Origin of the sequence: Rathayibacter oskolensis (assembly GCF_900177245.1) — a bacterium.
GTDB classification, from domain to species: Bacteria; Actinomycetota; Actinomycetes; order Actinomycetales; family Microbacteriaceae; genus Rathayibacter; species Rathayibacter oskolensis.
On the sequence record NZ_FXBM01000002.1, the window covers coordinates 1,147,671 to 1,163,571 of the forward strand.

Sequence of the window (15,901 nt, forward strand, 5' to 3'; positions counted from 1 at the left end):
AAGGCCTGTGGAGGAAGGGTTCTCGCGCTGTGTGGTCCGGAGCCGCGCCTGCTGGCGATGGTGGCCCCTGCGGGGCTGCTCGACCAGCAGGGAGGGGGGCCCGCTACTTCTCCAGGAGGCGGTCGATCACCGCGAGGACGTCCTCGGCCTGGCCGCGGGTGCCCTCGCGCGTGGGGAGGAGGGCGGAGTTGTAGTAGAGGCCGTCGCTCATCAGGACGATCGCGCGGGCGATCAGGGGGTCGCCGACCGCCTCGGCGACGACGGCGTTCCAGCTGTCGTGGATGCGGGCGAGGCCGGCGCTCGCGCGCTCGTCGTGGCCCTGCGCGATGCGCGAGACGGCGAGGATGGTGCGGTCGAAGGGGGTGTCGGCGGCGAACGACGTGCGGATCAGGTAGGGCACGACTCCCTCGTCCGAGGTGCGGATGCGATCGATGTCCTCTTCGAGGCGCTCGTCGAGGCGCTCGAGCAGGCCGTCGACGAGGGCGTCCTTCGAGGGGAAGTGGTAGAGCAGCCCGCCCTTCGAGACGCCGGCCGAGCGGGCGACGGCGTCGAGGGTGGCCGAGCGCTCGCCCTGCTCGGTGAGCAGCTCCTCGAAGGCGTCGAGGACGCGGTCGCGGGCGGGGGCGGGAGGCATGCGCTCCATTCTAGGGAGCGGCATCGCGCCGGCTCTCGATTACTGTACCGGCTGGACGGTATACTCCTCGGAGTCGTCCCTCGAAAGGAAGCACCACCGTGTCCGCCCGCACCGCCCCCGTCGCCGTCCGCCTCCCCGCCTCCGAGCCCGCCACCGATCGGGTCGGCCGGCGCGCCTGGCTCGCGCTCGCCGTGCTGATGCTGCCGGTGCTGCTGGTCTCGGTCGACAACACCGTCCTCAACTTCGCGCTGCCCTCGATCTCGGAGGACCTCGGCCCGACGGGCACCGAGCTGCTCTGGATCGTCGACGCCTACCCGCTGGTGCTCGCGGGACTCCTCGTGGCGATGGGCGGCCTCGGCGACCGCGTCGGGCGGCGCAGGCTGCTCGTCATCGGCGCCGTCGGCTTCGCCGTCGTCTCGGTCGCGGCCGCCTTCGCGCCGACCGCGGGCGCGCTGATCGCCGCGCGCGCCGCCCTCGGTCTCTTCGGTGCGACGCTGATGCCCTCGACGCTGTCGCTGCTCCGGAGTCTCTTCCCGAACCGCGACCAGCGCCGCCTCGCGATCGCGATCTGGGCGACCGGCTTCGCGGTCGGCTCCGCGGTCGGGCCGCTCGTCGGCGGGGTGCTGCTCGAGAACTTCGCGTGGGGCTCCGTGTTCCTGCTCGCGGTCCCCGTGCTGCTGCCGCTCGTCGTCCTCGCACCGATCCTGGTACCGGAGTCGCGCGACCCCCGACCCGGACCGGTCGACGTCGTCAGCATCGTCCTGTCGCTCGCGACCATGGCTCCGATCGTCTACGCGATCAAGACCGCGGCCGAGCACGGCGTCGACGCCGTCGCCGTCCTGTCCCTGGTCGTCGGAGTGGCCAGCGGGATCCTGTTCGTCCGTCGTCAGCAGCGGCGCGCCGTGCCGATGCTCGATCTGTCGCTCTTCCGGCGCGGCTCGTTCAGCGCCGCGATCCTGGTGAACCTGCTGAGCGTGGTCGCGCTGGTGGGCGGTCTGTTCTTCGTCTCGCAGCACCTGCAGCTCGTCGTCGGGCTCTCGCCGCTGGAGGCGGGACTCGTGCTGGTGCCCGGTCTCGCGGTCATGATCGTGGCCGGCCTCGGGGTCGTGCCCGTTGCGCGGAGGATCTCGCCGCGCATCGTCGTCCCCGCCGGACTCGTCGTCTCGGCCGTGGGCTACGCCCTGCTCGCGCTGGGGAGCGACGCCCCGGGAGGCGCCTCCGCTCTGACCGTCGCCGTCTCGTTCGCGTTCCTCGGCCTCGGCATCGGCGCGGCCGAGACCGTGTCGAACGAGCTGGTCCTCGCGAACGCCCCGGTCGACAAGGCCGGAGCCGCCTCCGCGGTCTCTGAGACCGCCTACGAGCTCGGCGCCGTGCTCGGCACCGCCACCCTCGGGACGGTGCTGACCGCCGCCTACCGCAGCGGGGTCGTCCTTCCGGAGGGCCTCGACGCGGGCCAGGTCCAGCGCGCGGGCGAGACCCTCGGCGGCGCGGTGGCCGTCGCGGGCGAGCTGCCCGCCGACTCCGCCGCGAGCCTGCTCGCCTCGGCCGGCGCCGCGTTCGACGCGGGCGTGGGCTGGTCGGCCTGGATCGGCGTCGGGCTCGTGCTCGTCGCTGCAGCGCTCGCCGCGGCGCGGCTCCGCCGCAGCTGACGCGGCGCCCGAGAGTACGCTGGAGGCCCCTGCCCTCCCCGCACGCCTGAGGATCCCCATGCCCCGCACCGTGAAGCTCGCCGTCATCCCCGGAGACGGGATCGGACCGGAGGTGATCGCCGAGGCCGTGAAGGTCCTCGACGCCGTCACCGCCGACTCCGACCTGGTGATCGAGAAGACGCCGTTCTCGCTCGGTGCCGGCCGGTACCTCGAGACCGGCGACGTGCTGACCGACGAGGATCTCGCCTCCATCGCCTCGCACGACGCGATCCTCCTCGGAGCCGTCGGCGGCGTGCCCGGCGACCCTCGGCTGAAGGACGCGAACATCGAGCGCGGTCTGCTGCTGCGACTGCGCTTCGCGCTCGACCACTACGTGAACCTCCGCCCGACGCGCCTCTACGACGGTGTCCCGTCGCCGCTCTCCGCGCCAGGAGAGGTCGACTTCGTCGTGGTGCGCGAGGGCACCGAGGGTCCCTACGTCGGCAACGGCGGCGCGATCCGCCAGGGCACCGGGCACGAGATCGCCAACGAGGTGTCGGTCAACACGGCCTACGGGGTCGAGCGCGTCGTGCGCCACGCCTTCGAGCTCGCCCGCAAGCGCCGCTCGACGCTGACCCTCGTGCACAAGACCAACGTGCTGGTGTTCGCCGGGTCGCTCTGGAAGCGGCTCGTCGACGAGATAGGGGCCACCTACGACGACGTGGCCGTCGACTACCTCCACGTCGACGCCGCGACGATCTTCCTGGTGACCGACCCTGCTAGGTTCGACGTCATCGTCACCGACAACCTCTTCGGCGACATCCTGACCGATCTGGCCGGCGCGATCAGCGGCGGCATCGGCCTCGCAGCCTCGGGCAACATCAACCCCGACGGCGCGTTCCCCAGCATGTTCGAGCCGGTCCACGGATCCGCGCCCGACATCGCCGGGAAGCAGCTGGCCGATCCGACGGCCGCGATCCTCTCGGTCGCCCTGCTGCTGGACCACCTGGGCCTCGGCGACGAGGCCGCTCGCGTGACGGCGGCCGTGACCGCCGACATCGAGTCGCGCGACGGCACCGCGCGCTCGACCACCGCGATCGGCGACTCCGTCGTCGCCCGGCTGCGCTGACCGACTCGACGTAAGGAACGAACGATGACCCTCCACCTCCCGCTCGCGCAGGACCTCGCCTTCGAGGTGACGCCGAACCCCGCCCCCCGCTCGGCCGAGGAGCGCGCGCACATCCTCCGCGCGCCCGGCTTCGGAGTCCACTTCACCGACCACATGGTCGACCTCTGCTGGTCGCGCGCCGGCGGCTGGCACCGCCCGCGCGTGCAGGCGTACGGCCCGATCTCGCTCGACCCGGCCGCGTCGGTGCTGCACTACGCGCAGGAGATCTTCGAGGGGATGAAGGCCTACCGGCACGCCGACGGCTCGATCTGGACGTTCCGCCCGGGGGCGAACGCCGCCCGCATGCAGCGCTCGGCCCGCCGCCTCGCGCTGCCGGAGCTGCCGTCGGACCTCTTCGTCGAGTCGCTGCGCCAGCTCATCGCCGTCGACGGCGACTGGGTGCCGTCCGAGCCCGAGACGAGCCTGTACCTGCGGCCGTTCATGTTCGCGAAGGAGGCGTTCCTCGGGGTGCGCGCGGCCGAGAAGGTCGCCTACTACGTGATCGCGAGCCCCGCGGGCGCCTACTTCTCGGGAGGCGTCGCACCCGTCTCGATCTGGCTCTCCACCTCCTACGCCCGAGCGGGCAAGGGCGGAACGGGAGCGGCGAAGACCGGCGGCAACTACGCCTCCTCGCTGCTGCCCCAGCAGGAGGCCTACGAGCACGGCTGCGCGCAGGTGCTCTTCCTCGACTCGCAGGAGTCGCGCTACATCGAGGAGCTCGGCGGCATGAACGTCGTCCTGGTGAAGAAGGACGGCACGCTCGTGACTCCGGAGTCGGACTCGATCCTCGAGGGGATCACGCGCGACAGCGTGCTGCAGCTCGCCGAGGACCGCGGACACCGCGTGGAGCGGCGCCGGGTGAGCATCGACGAGTGGCGCGACGGGGTCGCCTCCGGAGACGTGGTCGAGGTGTTCGCCTGCGGGACCGCGGCGGTCATCACTCCGATCGCCGAGCTCAAGGGCGACGGCTTCTCGGTCGGGCACGAGGGCGCGCCCGCGGGCGAGCTGACGATGTCGCTGCGCGAGGAGCTGACCGACATCCAGTACGGACGCCGCGAGGACACCCACGGCTGGATGACGAGGCTCGACGCATGAAGATCGCACGATTCGCCACGCAGCGCTCGGGGGACAACGGGGGCGCCATCTTCTTCGGCATCGTCGACGAGGACGAGCTCGTCGTGCTCGCCGGCGACCCGATGTTCGCCGGCTTCGAGACGACGGGCGAGCGCATCCCGATCGCGGAGGCGAAGCTGCTCGCCCCGGTCATCCCGCGCTCGAAGGTGGTGGGGATCGGCAAGAACTACTCCGATCACGCCGCCGAGATGGGCGGCGACGCTCCGGCCGAGCCGCTGATCTTCCTCAAGCCCAACACCTCGGTGATCGGACCGGACGAGGCGATCGTGCTGCCCGAGGACAGCCAGCAGGTCGAGTACGAGGGCGAGCTGGCGATCGTGATCGGCGCCGTCGCGCGGAACGTGCGCGCGGAGGACTTCGAGGACGTCGTCTTCGGCTACACGATCGCCAACGACGTCACCGCGCGCGACCTGCAGCGCTCGGACGGACAGTGGGCGAGGGCGAAGGGCTACGACACCTTCTGCCCCATCGGCCCGGTGATCGAGACCGAGCTGATCTGGAACGAGAGCGCGCTCGAGACCCGCGTGAACGGCCGCCGCGTGCAGTCGGGCAACACGGGCGACATGATCCACGGCGTGCCCGAGATCGTCGCCTACGTCTCGCGGGTGTTCACGCTCCTGCCGGGGGACATCATCCTGACCGGGACGCCCGCCGGCGTCGGGCCGATCGCGAACGGCGACACGGTCGCGATCGACATCGAGGGCATCGGCACGCTGTTCAACCCGGTGATCGTCCGGGGCTGAGCCCGGCCCCCACTCGAACGGACGCGTCCGGCTCGTCGGAATCACCGATTCCCGCGAGCCGGACGCGTGTCCACGAGCCGGATGCTGCAGCGCGGGTCAGTCGGCGCTCGCGCTGTCGTGGCCGACCGCGCCGCCGGTCTCGTCGGGCAGGTCGGCGTCATCGGCGACGGTGTCGCCTCCGCTGTCGCCCTCGGTCACGGCGTCGCTGACTCCGCGGTCGATCGCGGTGCCTCCGGGAGCCGCACCGGCAGCGGAGTCGTCGGTCGCCCCCTCGCCGGGCAGCACTGTCTGCGCACCACCGAGATTCGGTGCCTCGGTGCCGGACTGCTCGGGCAGGTCCTCGTTCACGCTCTGGGCCACGGCGGCCTCCTCTCGTCGGTCGTCCCAGTCGAGCACGAGGCGACCACGGCGGGCAGGGTCTTGACAGTCCGCTCGCTCACGATGCGCTGCGCGAGGCGCAGAGGCGCTTCACCGTGCTCCCCGGAGCTGTCAAGCGGAGACGCTCCCAGGCGGCGGAGTCGTAGCGTCGAAAGCATGAGCTCGACCCTGACCACGCCCGACACGATGGACCCCGACACGATGGAACCCGACACGACCGACCGGATCGCCCGAGACGACTTCGGCTGGACATCGCTTTTGCCCGGTCAGCGCGAGGCCATCGAGTCGGCGGCCGCGGGGCGCGACACCCTCCTGGTGCTGGCCACCGGAGGCGGGAAGTCGGCCGTGTACCAGATCGCCGGCGCCCAGCGTGGAGGCGTCGTCCTCGTCGTCTCGCCACTGGTCGCGCTGCAGGCCGATCAGCTCGCCTCGATCGAGGCCGCGCCGGCCGCACCGCCCGCCGTCGCCGTGAACTCCTCCCTCGGCCCGGCCGCCGTCGCCCGCGCCTGGGAGCGCATCGACGAGGGCGGCCCGCTCTACGTGCTGCTGGCCCCCGAGCAGCTCGCGAAGCCCGAGAACGTGGCCAGGCTCGCCGCCGCGGGGGTCTCGCTGCTGGTCGTCGACGAGGCGCACTGCGTGTCGTCCTGGGGCCACGACTTCCGCCCCGACTACCTGCGCCTGGCCGACGTCCGGAGCGAGCTGGGCGACCCGCCGGTGCTCGCGATGACGGCGACCGCCTCCGGTCCCGTCCGCGACGAGATCATCGAGCGCCTCCGGATGCACGACCCCGACGTGCAGGTGCACGGGGTCGACCGCCCCGAGATCCGGCTCGTCGTGCACCGTCACGAGAGCGAGAACGAGAAGCGCGCGGCCGTCGTCGAGGAGGCGCGCAGCTGGACGGCTCCGGGCCTCGTCTACGTCGCCACGCGCAAGGAGACCGAGCTGTACGCGGCCGACATCGCCGCCGAGGGCCGCTCGGTCGCCGCCTACCACGCGCGACTCAAGGTCGCCGAGCGCAAGGTCGTGCACGAGCAGTGGCGCGCCGGCGAGCTCGACGTCGTCGTCGCGACCTCGGCGTTCGGGATGGGCATCGACCGCGCCGACGTGCGCTTCGTGCTGCACGCGACGACGACCGAGTCGCTCGACGCCTACTACCAGGAGATCGGCCGGGCGGGACGCGACGGTGAGCCCGCGACCGGTGCGCTGCACTACCGCGCGGAGGATCTGGGGCTGCGGCGCTTCTTCGCGAAGCGCTCGGTCGACGCGGCGGCGCTGCGCGTGGTCTGGGCGGCCGTCACGAGCGAGCCCGGCGTCGGCGTCGCGGATCTGGCGGAGGCTCTCGGGAAGCCCGCGCGGACCCTGTCGCGGATCGTGAACGACCTCGCCGACGCCGATCTGCTCGACGTCGGAGCCGGCCTCCGGCCCCTCCGCGAGGCGAGCGCCGACGAGGCCGTCCGCGCCGTGAAGGACTCCCTCGCCTCCCGCCAGCGGATCGCCGAGTCGCGGCTGTCGATGATGCGGACCTACGCCGAGACCTCCCACTGCCGCCGGCGCGTGCTGCTCGACTACTTCGGTGTCGACGCCCAGGAGTGGTGCGGCAACTGCGACGGCTGCGAGCGGCGCGAGGCGGCGTTCGAGGCCGCCGTCGAGGAGGCGCCGGCCGACGCTCCGCTGGCGGTCGACGATGCCGTGGAGCACCGCGAGTGGGGCGCGGGCACGGTGATGAGCGTGGAGGCCGACCGGGCGACGGTCTTCTTCGAGTCGGAGGGCTACAAGGTGCTCTCGTTCGCGGCGCTCGAGTCCGGCGTGCTGCGCGAGCGCGACGGCGCCTCCGCCTGAGTCTCGGCGGCGGTCGCCCCACAACGAAGGCTGAACCGCCCTTTCTCCCGAGGATTCGGAGGATCGAGCGGTTCAGCCTTGGTTGTGACGGAGTGGAGTCAGACCTTCGAGACGGCCGAGCTCACGTCGGTGGGCTTCTCGTAGTCGCCCTCCGGGATCGCGCGGAGGGCCTCGAGGACGTCGCCGTCGGCGCCCTCCTTCTCGGCGGTCTCGACGATCGTGTCCTTCGAGGCCGGGTAGTCGATCCCGGCGAGGTACTTCTGGATCTGGATCGGGTTGGGGGCGTCCATGGTGCTGTCCTTCCGTCGTGTGGTCAGTGCTGGCGCTCTTCGGTGAAGAGCCGGTCGAAGGCGTCGACGCTGCGGTCGATCACCGTCGTGGGCGTCTCGAGGTGCACGGCGCCGCTGGGCACGAGCCCAGCGCCACCGAAACGCTCCATGACGCGCCACTGGGCGGCGACGTCCTCGCCGCTGTGCTCTGGGGGCAGTTGCTCCCAGAAGTCGAAACCGCCTGAAGCGACAAGCGCGTCTCGGCGGTAGAGAGCGCAGGCACCCAGCCAGGCGATGCGGTAGGGGAGCCAGCCGCCTTCCGGCACGTCCAGACGCGCCGCGAGGTGCGTCAGGTTCGCCCCGTTGTGCAGCGGCCAGCGCTCGAACGGCGCGGTGCCGCGGCGGATGCGCTCGGGCTCGACTGCGCCGCGCCACGGTTCGAACGCCTCCTGCTCGTGCGGACGGACGTCGTCGAGGTAGGACAGCCCCTGCACGGCCGAACCGACGAAGCCGCAGTCGAGGCGCTCGAGCGCGTCGTGCAGCCGTGCGAGCGTGCCCGGCTCGAGCCAGACGTCGTCGTCGAGGAACAGCACGGCCGGCGCGCTCGAGAGCGAGAGCAGGAACTGCCGCTGGTGGGCGAGTCCGAGGCGCGGGAGGTTGGCGCGCACGAGGGTCGCGCGTCCCTGCGCCTCGAGGACGCGCAGCATCGAGAGCACTGTGGGGTCCGTGGAGGCGACGCCGTCGTCGGACTGGTCGCTGACGATCACGCGGAACGGCGGGTCGTCCTGCGCCGCGAGTCCGGCGAGGGTGGCGGCGAGTTCGGCGCGGCGTCCGGCCGTCGGGATGAGCACGTCGACGAGCGCCGTCCGGCCCTCTCCCGCCCGCCCCCACTCGCCCGACCATCGCCGGCTGCTCATGAGGGGCCGGGCTGCGCGCTCGAGCGGATCCGCTGGACCATCTCGGTCGTCGAGTGCTCGGAGACGTAGCCGACGGTGGTGACGGTGCCTCCGTAGGAGCGCACGACGACGGCCTCGGCGAGCATGTCGGGCGCGTAGTCGCCGCCCTTCACGTAGACGTGCGGCTGCACGCGCTCGAGGAGGGGGATCGGGGTGTCGCCGCTGAACAGGGTGACGTAGTCGACGCAGCCCAGCTCGGCGATGACTCCCGCGCGGTCGCCCTCGGGGTTGATCGGGCGGCCCTCGCCCTTCAGACGGCGGACGGAGTCGTCGTCGTTGACCGCCACCACGAGCACGTCGCCCAGCTCGCGCGCCTGGCGGAGGTAGGCCGTGTGGCCGCGGTGCAGCACGTCGAAGCAGCCGTTCGTGAAGACGACCCGGCGGCCGCGGCGCGCCTGCTCGGCGAGGACCTCGACGAGCGCGTCCTCGCCGAGGACGGTCGCCGCGGGGGCCGCCAGCGAGTGCAGCAGGTCGTCGGCGCTGCAGACGGAGGTGCCGGGTCGCTGCACGACGACGTCGGCCGCGGCCTGCGCGAGATCGACGGCGGTCGCGAGGGAGCGGCCCGCGGCGAGGGCGAGCGTCGCGGTCGCGGCGAAGGTGTCGCCGGCCCCCGAGGCCTGCTTCTCCTCGGCGGGCTGGGCGAAGGTGCGGGTGATCGAGCCGTCGGCGTCGAGTGCGGCGGAGCCGTCGCGGTCGAGGGTCACGACGACGTGTCGGGAGCCGGAGCGCTCGCGGAGCTGCTCGGCGGCGGCGTGTACGGCGGCGGCTCGCGCGCTGCCGCGGCCGAGCGGTGCACCCAGGAGGAGCTCCGCCTCCTTCGCGTTCGGCGTCACCAGATCGGGCCGGGCGAAAGCCCAGCCGGCGAGATCGTGCGCGTCGACCACGAGCAGCTCGGGGCGCCCGGCCGCGAGGACGCGCTCGAGAGCCGCGCGCAGGATCCCGGAGCCGTAGTCGCACACGAGCACCGCGTCGGCGCCGGCGGCGGCACGCACGGCGGCGTCCGCCAGCTCGTCGAGCGCGGCGTCGCCGGGGCGGTGCGGGCCGGAGTCGACGCGCAGCATCACGCTGTCGCCGCCGACCACGCGGGTCTTGATCGTCGTGGCGGCGTCGCTCCGGATGATCGACTCGGTGCCCAGCCCCGCCCGCTCGAGGGCGGCGAGGAGGCGATCACCCTCGGGATCGCGACCGGCGACTCCGACCGTGCGGACCTCGGCGCCCAGGGCGCGCAGATTGGCCGCGGTGTTCGCCGCGCCGCCCGCGACGTCGACGACGTCCTCGAGGCGCAGGACCGGCGCCGGGGCCTCGCGGGTGACGCGCTCGGCCTCGCCCAGCCACCAGGAGTCGAGGATCAGATCGCCGAGGACCACGACGACCGGCGGCCGCTCGCGCACGTGGGCGACGAGCGCGCTCGCGCGCTGCAGCGCCGATCCCTCGAGGCTCATCGCGCGGCGCCGGGGAGGACGGGGAGGCCGAAGTGGACGACCGTGGTCGTGGTCATCTCGTCGAGCAGCTCCGGTCCGTAGCCGAAGCCGGAGCCGCTGGTGCCGCGCGGCTGGGCGCTGCCGCCCGGCGCGCCTCCGAAGACGCCGTTGATCTTGACGGTGCCGACGGGGAGGGTCGCCGCGGCGCGGTGCGCGTGCTCCATGTCGGCGGTGAGGACCGTCGCGGCGAGGCCGTAGGGGCTCGCGGCGGCCCGGGCGAGGGCCTCGTCGAAGCCGTCGACGACGAGGATCGGCGCGACCGGTCCGAAGGTCTCCTCGGTCATCACGAGCATCTCGTCGGTGCAGCCGGCGAGGACGGTCGCCGGGTAGAAGGTGCCGTCGCCGGGCGTGCCACCGGTGAGGGCGGTCGCTCCGCTCTGCGTGGCCTGCGTGACGTGCTCGTGCACGGCGTCGCGCATGCGGGCGTCGACGAGGCGGGGGAGGGGGCCGGCGCTCCAGCGGTCGGCCTCGCCGACGAGCGCGGCGGTGAAGGCCTCGGCGATGTCGCGGTGCACGTAGATCCGCTCGACGGAGGTGCAGATCTGGCCGGCGTTCGCGAAGGCCCCCAGCGCCGCCTGCTCCGCGGCCCAGACCGGGTCGACGTCGCGGTCGACGACGAGCGCGTCGTTGCCGCCGTTCTCGAGGATCACGTGCGCGCCGGTCACGGCGGCGACGCGGGCGAGTGCGCGGCCGGTGGCGGTCGAGCCGACGTGCGCGAGGACGTCGACGCCCTCGGTGCGGGCGAGCGCATCGCCGACGGCTCCGTCGCCCTCGACCAGGGTGAGCACGCCGTCGGGCAGGGCCTCGGCGAGGATCCGCGTGAAGAGGGCGCCCGTCGCGGGGCTCCGCTCGCTGGGCTTGTGGATCACGACGTCACCCGAGACGATCGCGGCGCCGAGCATGCCGGCGGCGACGGCGACCGGGTCGTTCCAGGGAGTCAGGGCGAGGACCACGCCGCGGGGGTGCGGCAGGGCGAGATCGACGTTGAGGGCGCCTCCGCGGAGGCTCTTGCCGCGGTGCAGCGGGCCCAGCTCGGCGTACTGGAGCAGGGTGTCGACTCCGGCGCGGACACCGCCCAGGGCGTCGCCCGCGGGCTTGCCGGTCTCGTCGGTGTTGAGGGCGGCGAGCTCGTCCTCGCGCTCGGCGACGCGGTGGGCGGCGGCGCGGAGCAGGGCGCCGCGCTCCGCGGGTGCGGTGGCGGCCCAGGCGGGGAAGGCGGCGCGGGCGCGCTGGACGGTGGTGGCGGAGCTCGTGGCGGCGGGGGCGGTGTCGATGGTCACGGGTCACCTCTCGATCGGAGGCGTCCGCAGGGGTCGCGGACGCGTGTGCACACCTCCGGTACCCTCAGCGGACTCGGCTAGACACAGCGCGCCACGGACGCCGAGCAAGAGCTGGCGCCTTCTCCTCGAGCTGTACAAGTTGTACTATCTGGTTATGACCAGCGTGACTCTGTCTCAATTCCGCGAACGCCAGAGCGATTACATCGCCGAGGCCCAGCGAGAGCCGGTGGAGATCACTTCCCGAGGCGTCGGACGGCGCGCAGTGATCGTCTCCCCAGACTTCTTCGACCGTGCGATGCAGGCGCTCGAGGACCAGTCGGATGTCAGCGCCGCCGCCGAGGCGCGCAGCGACCGCGGCCGCGTGACCCACGAGGAGTTGATGGCCGAGCTGAAGATTTGATCGTTGAGTGTCGTATTCGATCGTCTACAGCCGCGCCGCTGCCAAAGCCTTCCGTGGAATCCATCCGAACGATCAGCGATCAATCAAGGCAGCCGTCGAGGGCCTCACGGTCGAGCCACGCCCTCCCGGCGCCATCCAGCTCGTGGGAGGTGGCGGCGAGTACCGTGTACGAGTCGGCGACTACCGCATCGTGTACGACATCCAGGACGGCGAGCTCGTGATACTCGTCCTGCGCGTCGCGCATCGAAGAGAGGTCTACCGGTGAGGTTCTAGATACCCGGTGGATCAGACCGTGATCGACACCGTCCGCCTCAAGGCGGAAGTCGCGCTGGCGGCCAAGACACCGCCGTCGTCCTCATTCCGGTTCTCCGATCGCCCGCTTCGCCCGCGCCTGGTTCGCACAGGGATGAGAGAGGCGCCCTGGTTCCAGGATTGCGCGGAGCGTGTCGCTCGATTCGAGAAGCAGGGACGAGGCATTATTGGCTCATGGAAGACATTGGCGCTGAGGACGGCGCGCAACAAAGCGTTCCGGTTGTCCCACAAGAGAATACCGTGAGCTCTGTGCAAGATGCCGTGGAGCGTTTCTCTGAAGCAGATCTATCAGGTGCATTTGCCGGAATTGCGCAACTTCAGGAATACTTGGCGTCGCCTGCGGTACAAGCAATCGCTGAGCTGCAGGAGAGTTGGATTGCTAGCCTGCGCTCCTCCCTCTCGCCAGCACTGGCTTCCCTGAGCACGCAAGAGCAGGCGATCATCGCAGGGTTGCGTCCTCTTTTTCAAAACACCTTGAGTAAGCCCGCCGACTTCCAAACGCTTGAAGAGTCCCCATCGGGATATTCGACTGAGATGACGAGTCCTTCGAGCTACTACGAGCGTGATCAAGGTGTAGTCGATTCATTCGACTCCCTCAATGAAGCCATTGTGCGTCTCATCTCGAAAAATCCTTCATTGAAGCTCGTCTGGCGAGGTCAGCAGAATGCTGAGTGGGGTATGCACAGTGGCCTCTTCCGTCGATTGATGCAGCTCAACGGGGTTAAAGGTCCTCAGGAGCGCCCAGAAGAGTCGCAACCCTACCCAGACGAAAGACAACTCGTGCAGGCCGAGCGAAAGATGCTCGACATCGCCCGAGATCGGTGGCGCCTCGATGGGCTTCCGGCGCTGGAGATATTTGCCCGACTTCAGCATCACGCTGGGCCGACGCGCTTCATTGATATCACTCGCAATCCATATATCGCTGCATGGTTTGCAGTTGAAGCGAGCGAGGCCTACGACACGACTCCTGCCCGCTTGTTCGGGATCGCGGTCGCGCCGGCGGTCGCGGATGGAGACAAGGCTCCCGACGACGCGATCCGCCTTGATGATGCCGGAGGCACGAGAGACCCGTTCTGGCATTCCCTGACTAGTTCCGCGGATCGCCAGGGAGCTGATTGGGGTACGGGTGCCAAGCGTCGAATTTGGATACCCCCCGCGTATGATCAGCGCATCGTCGCGCAAAATGCAGGCTTTCTTCTCGACGGTGTGCCCATGATGAGCGCTAAGATCGCGCCGTACTTCAAGATCGATTCAAGAAGCGTTTATTGGAAGAAGGCGGATCTCCTTGCGGCGGCTTCCCTGTACCTGAAGACCGCTAAACCTTCGCGAAAGGCTCAAATCAACTCGAAGAATCTCCAACATTCATCTTCCTTATAACAGCCGAGGGGAAAGCGGATATTCGGAAGGTCCTCGAGGAGCGTTTCTCATACAATCATTCGACGATTTATCCAGATATTTCCGGTCTCGCGGGATATCTAGACGCCTCGCTGCAGGATCTGTGACGCCGTCGGTGCGCCGAGTAGGGGCATACATCTGTTCATCGGGTAGGAAATTCTTGATCGGACTCTCTAGCGACTCATCTTGTGTCCCGTTCCCCAATTCTTCTGGGCCTTGGGTCTGGATCGCCCCACGCGATCCAGTACTCGTCATCGCCGTTCATCGTCATTGTGCTGCGGGGCTGTGGCGATCACTGACCTAAGTCTGTGAACCTGGTGGTTTCGGATAGCCCTCGACGGGAACAGGGGGAGTGCACACCGCCCCCGGAGCCGCCCCACCGCGCCTCTGCCCACCGAGAGGAACCCCCGTGGTCGCCATCGCCCCCCTCCGAGAGCGCTTCGACGGAGTCGAGAGGATCGCGGTCCTGCGCGGTGGAGGCCTCGGCGACCTGCTGTTCGCGCTGCCGGCGATCGACGCGCTCGCCGCGGCCTACCCGGGAGCCGAGATCACCCTGCTCGGCACCGCCGCCCACCGCGTGCTGCTCGAGGGGAGCGGCTCCGCCGTCTCCGGCGTCGAGGTGCTGCCGGTCGCGCAGGGCGTCCAGGACGGCGAGGCCGAGGATCCGCTCCTCGTCGAGGAGTTCGTCGCGAGGATGCGGTCGCGCTCCTTCGACCTGGCCGTGCAGCTGCACGGGGGAGGGCGGTTCTCGAACCCGTTCCTCGAGCGGCTCGGCGCGCGGCACGCGATCGGCTCGCGCACCGACGACGCGGCCGGGCTCGAGCGCACCATCCCCTACGTCTACTACCAGCACGAGATGCTGCGGGCCCTCGAGATCGTCGGGCTCGCGGGAGCGGGGGCGACCCGGCTCGAGCCCGCGCTCGGCGTCGACCCGACCCGCCGCGACCGGCTCGCGGCCGCCCTGCCCGAGGGCGGGCCGCTCGTCGTGATCCACCCCGGCGCCACCGACGTGCGCCGGCGCTGGCCCTCGGCGTCATTCGCGGAGGTGGCGACCGCGCTGATCGCCGACGGGGCGCGCGTGCTCGTGGTGGGCGACGCCTCCGACGTGCCGGCCGCCGACGAGATCGTCGCCGGCGCCCCGGGCGCCGTGTCGTGGGCGGGTGAGCTGGAGCTGCGGGATCTCGCGCCGCTGCTCTCGCTCGCCGACCTGGTGCTCGGCAACGACAGCGGGCCGCGACACCTGGCGGCAGCGGTCGGAGCACCCACGGTCGGGATCTTCTGGGTGGGCAACGCGATCAACGCAGCGCCGATGGGCCGGCAGCGGCACCGCGTGCAGCTGAGCTGGACGACCCGCTGCCCGGTCTGCGGGATCGACGCGACCCAGGTGGGCTGGACGGCTCCGCGCTGCGAGCACGAGCTGTCGTTCGTCGACGACGTGCGCGTCGACCGCGTGCTGGAGGACGTGCGCGGGGTGCTCGCCTCCACCCGCTGAACGCGAGATGCCACCCGGGTGCGCGGGGCGCGCTCAGGTGGCATCTCGAGAGGGTCGTCAGGGTGTCACGGCCAGGACGGCTCCTCCTCGTGGGTGATCACGAGCTCGCGGACCTCGCAGCCCTGCGGCTGGCCGAGGATGAACATGACCGCGTTGGCCACGTTCTCGGGGTCGTTCAGCAGCGCGTCGGGGCCGGGCTTGTACTGCTCGTCGCGGTCGTCGAAGAAGCGCGTCTTCATCCCGGAGGGGATCAGCGTGGTCACGCCGATCTCGCCCTTGGTCTCGGCCGCGAGGGCCCGGGTGAAGCCGAGCACGCCGAACTTCGAGGCGCAGTAGGCGGTCGCGTCCGAGACGGCCTTGATCGCGAGGGAGGAGGCGACGGTCACGACGCGCCCGTGCGTCTCGGTCAGGAACGGCAGCGCCGCCCGGACGACCGCCGCGGTGCCGAGGAGGTTGACCGAGATGACGCGCTCCCACTCCTCGGGCTCGACGTCGACGAGCCGGCCGCACCGGTCGATACCCGCGGCGGTCACGACCGCGTCGAGTCCGCCGTGCTCGCGGGCGATCTCGACGACGGCCTTCTCGGCCTCGCGGGTCTTCGCGACGTCGACCTGGTAGGCGGCGACGCCCTCGCGCACCGACGACACGTCGCGGTCGAGGACGATCGGAGTCCCGCCGGCGGCGGTCACGGCGGCGGCGACGGCGGCGCCGAGGCCCGACGCTCCTCCGGTGATCAGAACGCGGCCGATGGGGGTGGGGGTGGTGCTCATGGGTGTCCTTTCGAGGGGCGGA

General features: G+C 71.1%; 16 protein-coding genes. 9 read left to right on the forward strand and 7 right to left on the reverse strand.

The window, feature by feature from the left end; translation table 11 throughout:
* Window positions 1-103: 103 nt before the first annotated feature.
* The gene (locus tag B9Y99_RS14385; protein ID WP_085477436.1) at window positions 104-634 is read right to left on the reverse strand and encodes a TetR/AcrR family transcriptional regulator; all 531 of its coding nucleotides are present in this window, start codon (window positions 632-634) and stop codon (window positions 104-106) included.
* Window positions 635-732: 98 nt separating this feature from the next.
* Here B9Y99_RS14385 and B9Y99_RS14390 point away from each other — a divergent pair, with 98 nt between their 5' ends.
* The 4 genes from B9Y99_RS14390 to B9Y99_RS14405 are packed head-to-tail and all read left to right on the forward strand — an operon-like array spanning window position 733 to window position 5,307.
* Window positions 733-2,283, forward strand: coding sequence for an MFS transporter (locus B9Y99_RS14390; RefSeq protein ID WP_244274927.1), 1,551 nt, complete (start codon window positions 733-735; stop codon window positions 2,281-2,283).
* 58 nt (window positions 2,284-2,341) lie between these two features.
* Complete coding sequence (locus B9Y99_RS14395) at window positions 2,342-3,391, forward strand: 3-isopropylmalate dehydrogenase (RefSeq protein ID WP_085477221.1); 1,050 nt, start codon at window positions 2,342-2,344, stop codon at window positions 3,389-3,391.
* A 24-nt stretch (window positions 3,392-3,415) separates the two neighbouring features.
* Complete coding sequence (locus B9Y99_RS14400; RefSeq protein WP_085477222.1) at window positions 3,416-4,525, forward strand: branched-chain amino acid aminotransferase; 1,110 nt, start codon at window positions 3,416-3,418, stop codon at window positions 4,523-4,525.
* Window positions 4,522-5,307, forward strand: coding sequence for a fumarylacetoacetate hydrolase family protein (locus tag B9Y99_RS14405; RefSeq protein WP_085477223.1), 786 nt, complete (start codon window positions 4,522-4,524; stop codon window positions 5,305-5,307). The genes B9Y99_RS14400 and B9Y99_RS14405 overlap by 4 nt, the downstream gene beginning before the upstream one ends.
* Window positions 5,308-5,403: 96 nt before the next feature.
* Here B9Y99_RS14405 and B9Y99_RS14410 read toward each other — a convergent pair whose 3' ends face one another.
* The gene (locus B9Y99_RS14410; RefSeq protein ID WP_129588039.1) at window positions 5,404-5,667 is read right to left on the reverse strand and encodes a hypothetical protein; all 264 of its coding nucleotides are present in this window, start codon (window positions 5,665-5,667) and stop codon (window positions 5,404-5,406) included.
* A gap of 174 nt (window positions 5,668-5,841) precedes the next feature.
* On the opposite strand from B9Y99_RS14410, the gene B9Y99_RS14415 reads away from it, so the two are divergent.
* Window positions 5,842-7,524, forward strand: a complete 1,683-nt coding sequence (locus B9Y99_RS14415; RefSeq protein ID WP_244274929.1) for a RecQ family ATP-dependent DNA helicase — start codon at window positions 5,842-5,844, stop codon at window positions 7,522-7,524.
* Window positions 7,525-7,622: 98 nt separating this feature from the next.
* Here B9Y99_RS14415 and B9Y99_RS14420 read toward each other — a convergent pair whose 3' ends face one another.
* From B9Y99_RS14420 to B9Y99_RS14435, 4 genes are read right to left on the reverse strand one after another with little or no spacing between them, the layout of a single operon-like run.
* Entirely contained in the window at window positions 7,623-7,814 is a 192-nt protein-coding gene (locus B9Y99_RS14420) for a DUF2795 domain-containing protein (protein ID WP_085477225.1), read from the reverse strand.
* A gap of 23 nt (window positions 7,815-7,837) precedes the next feature.
* Complete coding sequence (locus tag B9Y99_RS14425; RefSeq protein WP_085477226.1) at window positions 7,838-8,710, reverse strand: glycosyltransferase family 2 protein; 873 nt, start codon at window positions 8,708-8,710, stop codon at window positions 7,838-7,840.
* Entirely contained in the window at window positions 8,707-10,191 is a 1,485-nt protein-coding gene (gene rfaE2, locus B9Y99_RS14430) for a D-glycero-beta-D-manno-heptose 1-phosphate adenylyltransferase (RefSeq protein WP_085477227.1), read from the reverse strand. Before rfaE2 ends, B9Y99_RS14425 begins: the two co-directional genes overlap by 4 nt.
* Window positions 10,188-11,504 carry an aldehyde dehydrogenase family protein gene (locus B9Y99_RS14435; protein WP_425298488.1) on the reverse strand — a complete coding sequence of 439 codons (1,317 nt, stop codon included), beginning with the start codon at window positions 11,502-11,504 and terminating at the stop codon, window positions 10,188-10,190. The genes rfaE2 and B9Y99_RS14435 overlap by 4 nt, the downstream gene beginning before the upstream one ends.
* A 160-nt stretch (window positions 11,505-11,664) precedes the next feature.
* Here B9Y99_RS14435 and B9Y99_RS14440 point away from each other — a divergent pair, with 160 nt between their 5' ends.
* The 4 genes from B9Y99_RS14440 to B9Y99_RS14455 all read left to right on the forward strand — a co-directional run bounded on the left by B9Y99_RS14440 (window position 11,665) and on the right by B9Y99_RS14455 (window position 15,109).
* Window positions 11,665-11,910, forward strand: a complete 246-nt coding sequence (locus B9Y99_RS14440; RefSeq protein ID WP_085477229.1) for a type II toxin-antitoxin system prevent-host-death family antitoxin — start codon at window positions 11,665-11,667, stop codon at window positions 11,908-11,910.
* Between the two features lie 7 nt (window positions 11,911-11,917).
* On the forward strand, window positions 11,918-12,175 hold the full coding sequence (locus tag B9Y99_RS14445; protein WP_085477230.1) for a type II toxin-antitoxin system RelE family toxin: 258 nt from the start codon (window positions 11,918-11,920) through the stop codon (window positions 12,173-12,175).
* A 221-nt stretch (window positions 12,176-12,396) separates the two neighbouring features.
* Window positions 12,397-13,599 carry an FRG domain-containing protein gene (locus tag B9Y99_RS14450; protein ID WP_085477231.1) on the forward strand — a complete coding sequence of 401 codons (1,203 nt, stop codon included), beginning with the start codon at window positions 12,397-12,399 and terminating at the stop codon, window positions 13,597-13,599.
* Window positions 13,600-14,026: 427 nt separating this feature from the next.
* Window positions 14,027-15,109, forward strand: a complete 1,083-nt coding sequence (locus B9Y99_RS14455) for a glycosyltransferase family 9 protein (RefSeq protein ID WP_085477232.1) — start codon at window positions 14,027-14,029, stop codon at window positions 15,107-15,109.
* A 65-nt stretch (window positions 15,110-15,174) separates the two neighbouring features.
* Here B9Y99_RS14455 and B9Y99_RS14460 read toward each other — a convergent pair whose 3' ends face one another.
* A complete protein-coding gene (locus B9Y99_RS14460) occupies window positions 15,175-15,879 on the reverse strand; it encodes an SDR family oxidoreductase (protein WP_085477233.1) in 705 nt (234 codons plus the stop codon).
* Window positions 15,880-15,901: the final 22 nt, after the last annotated feature.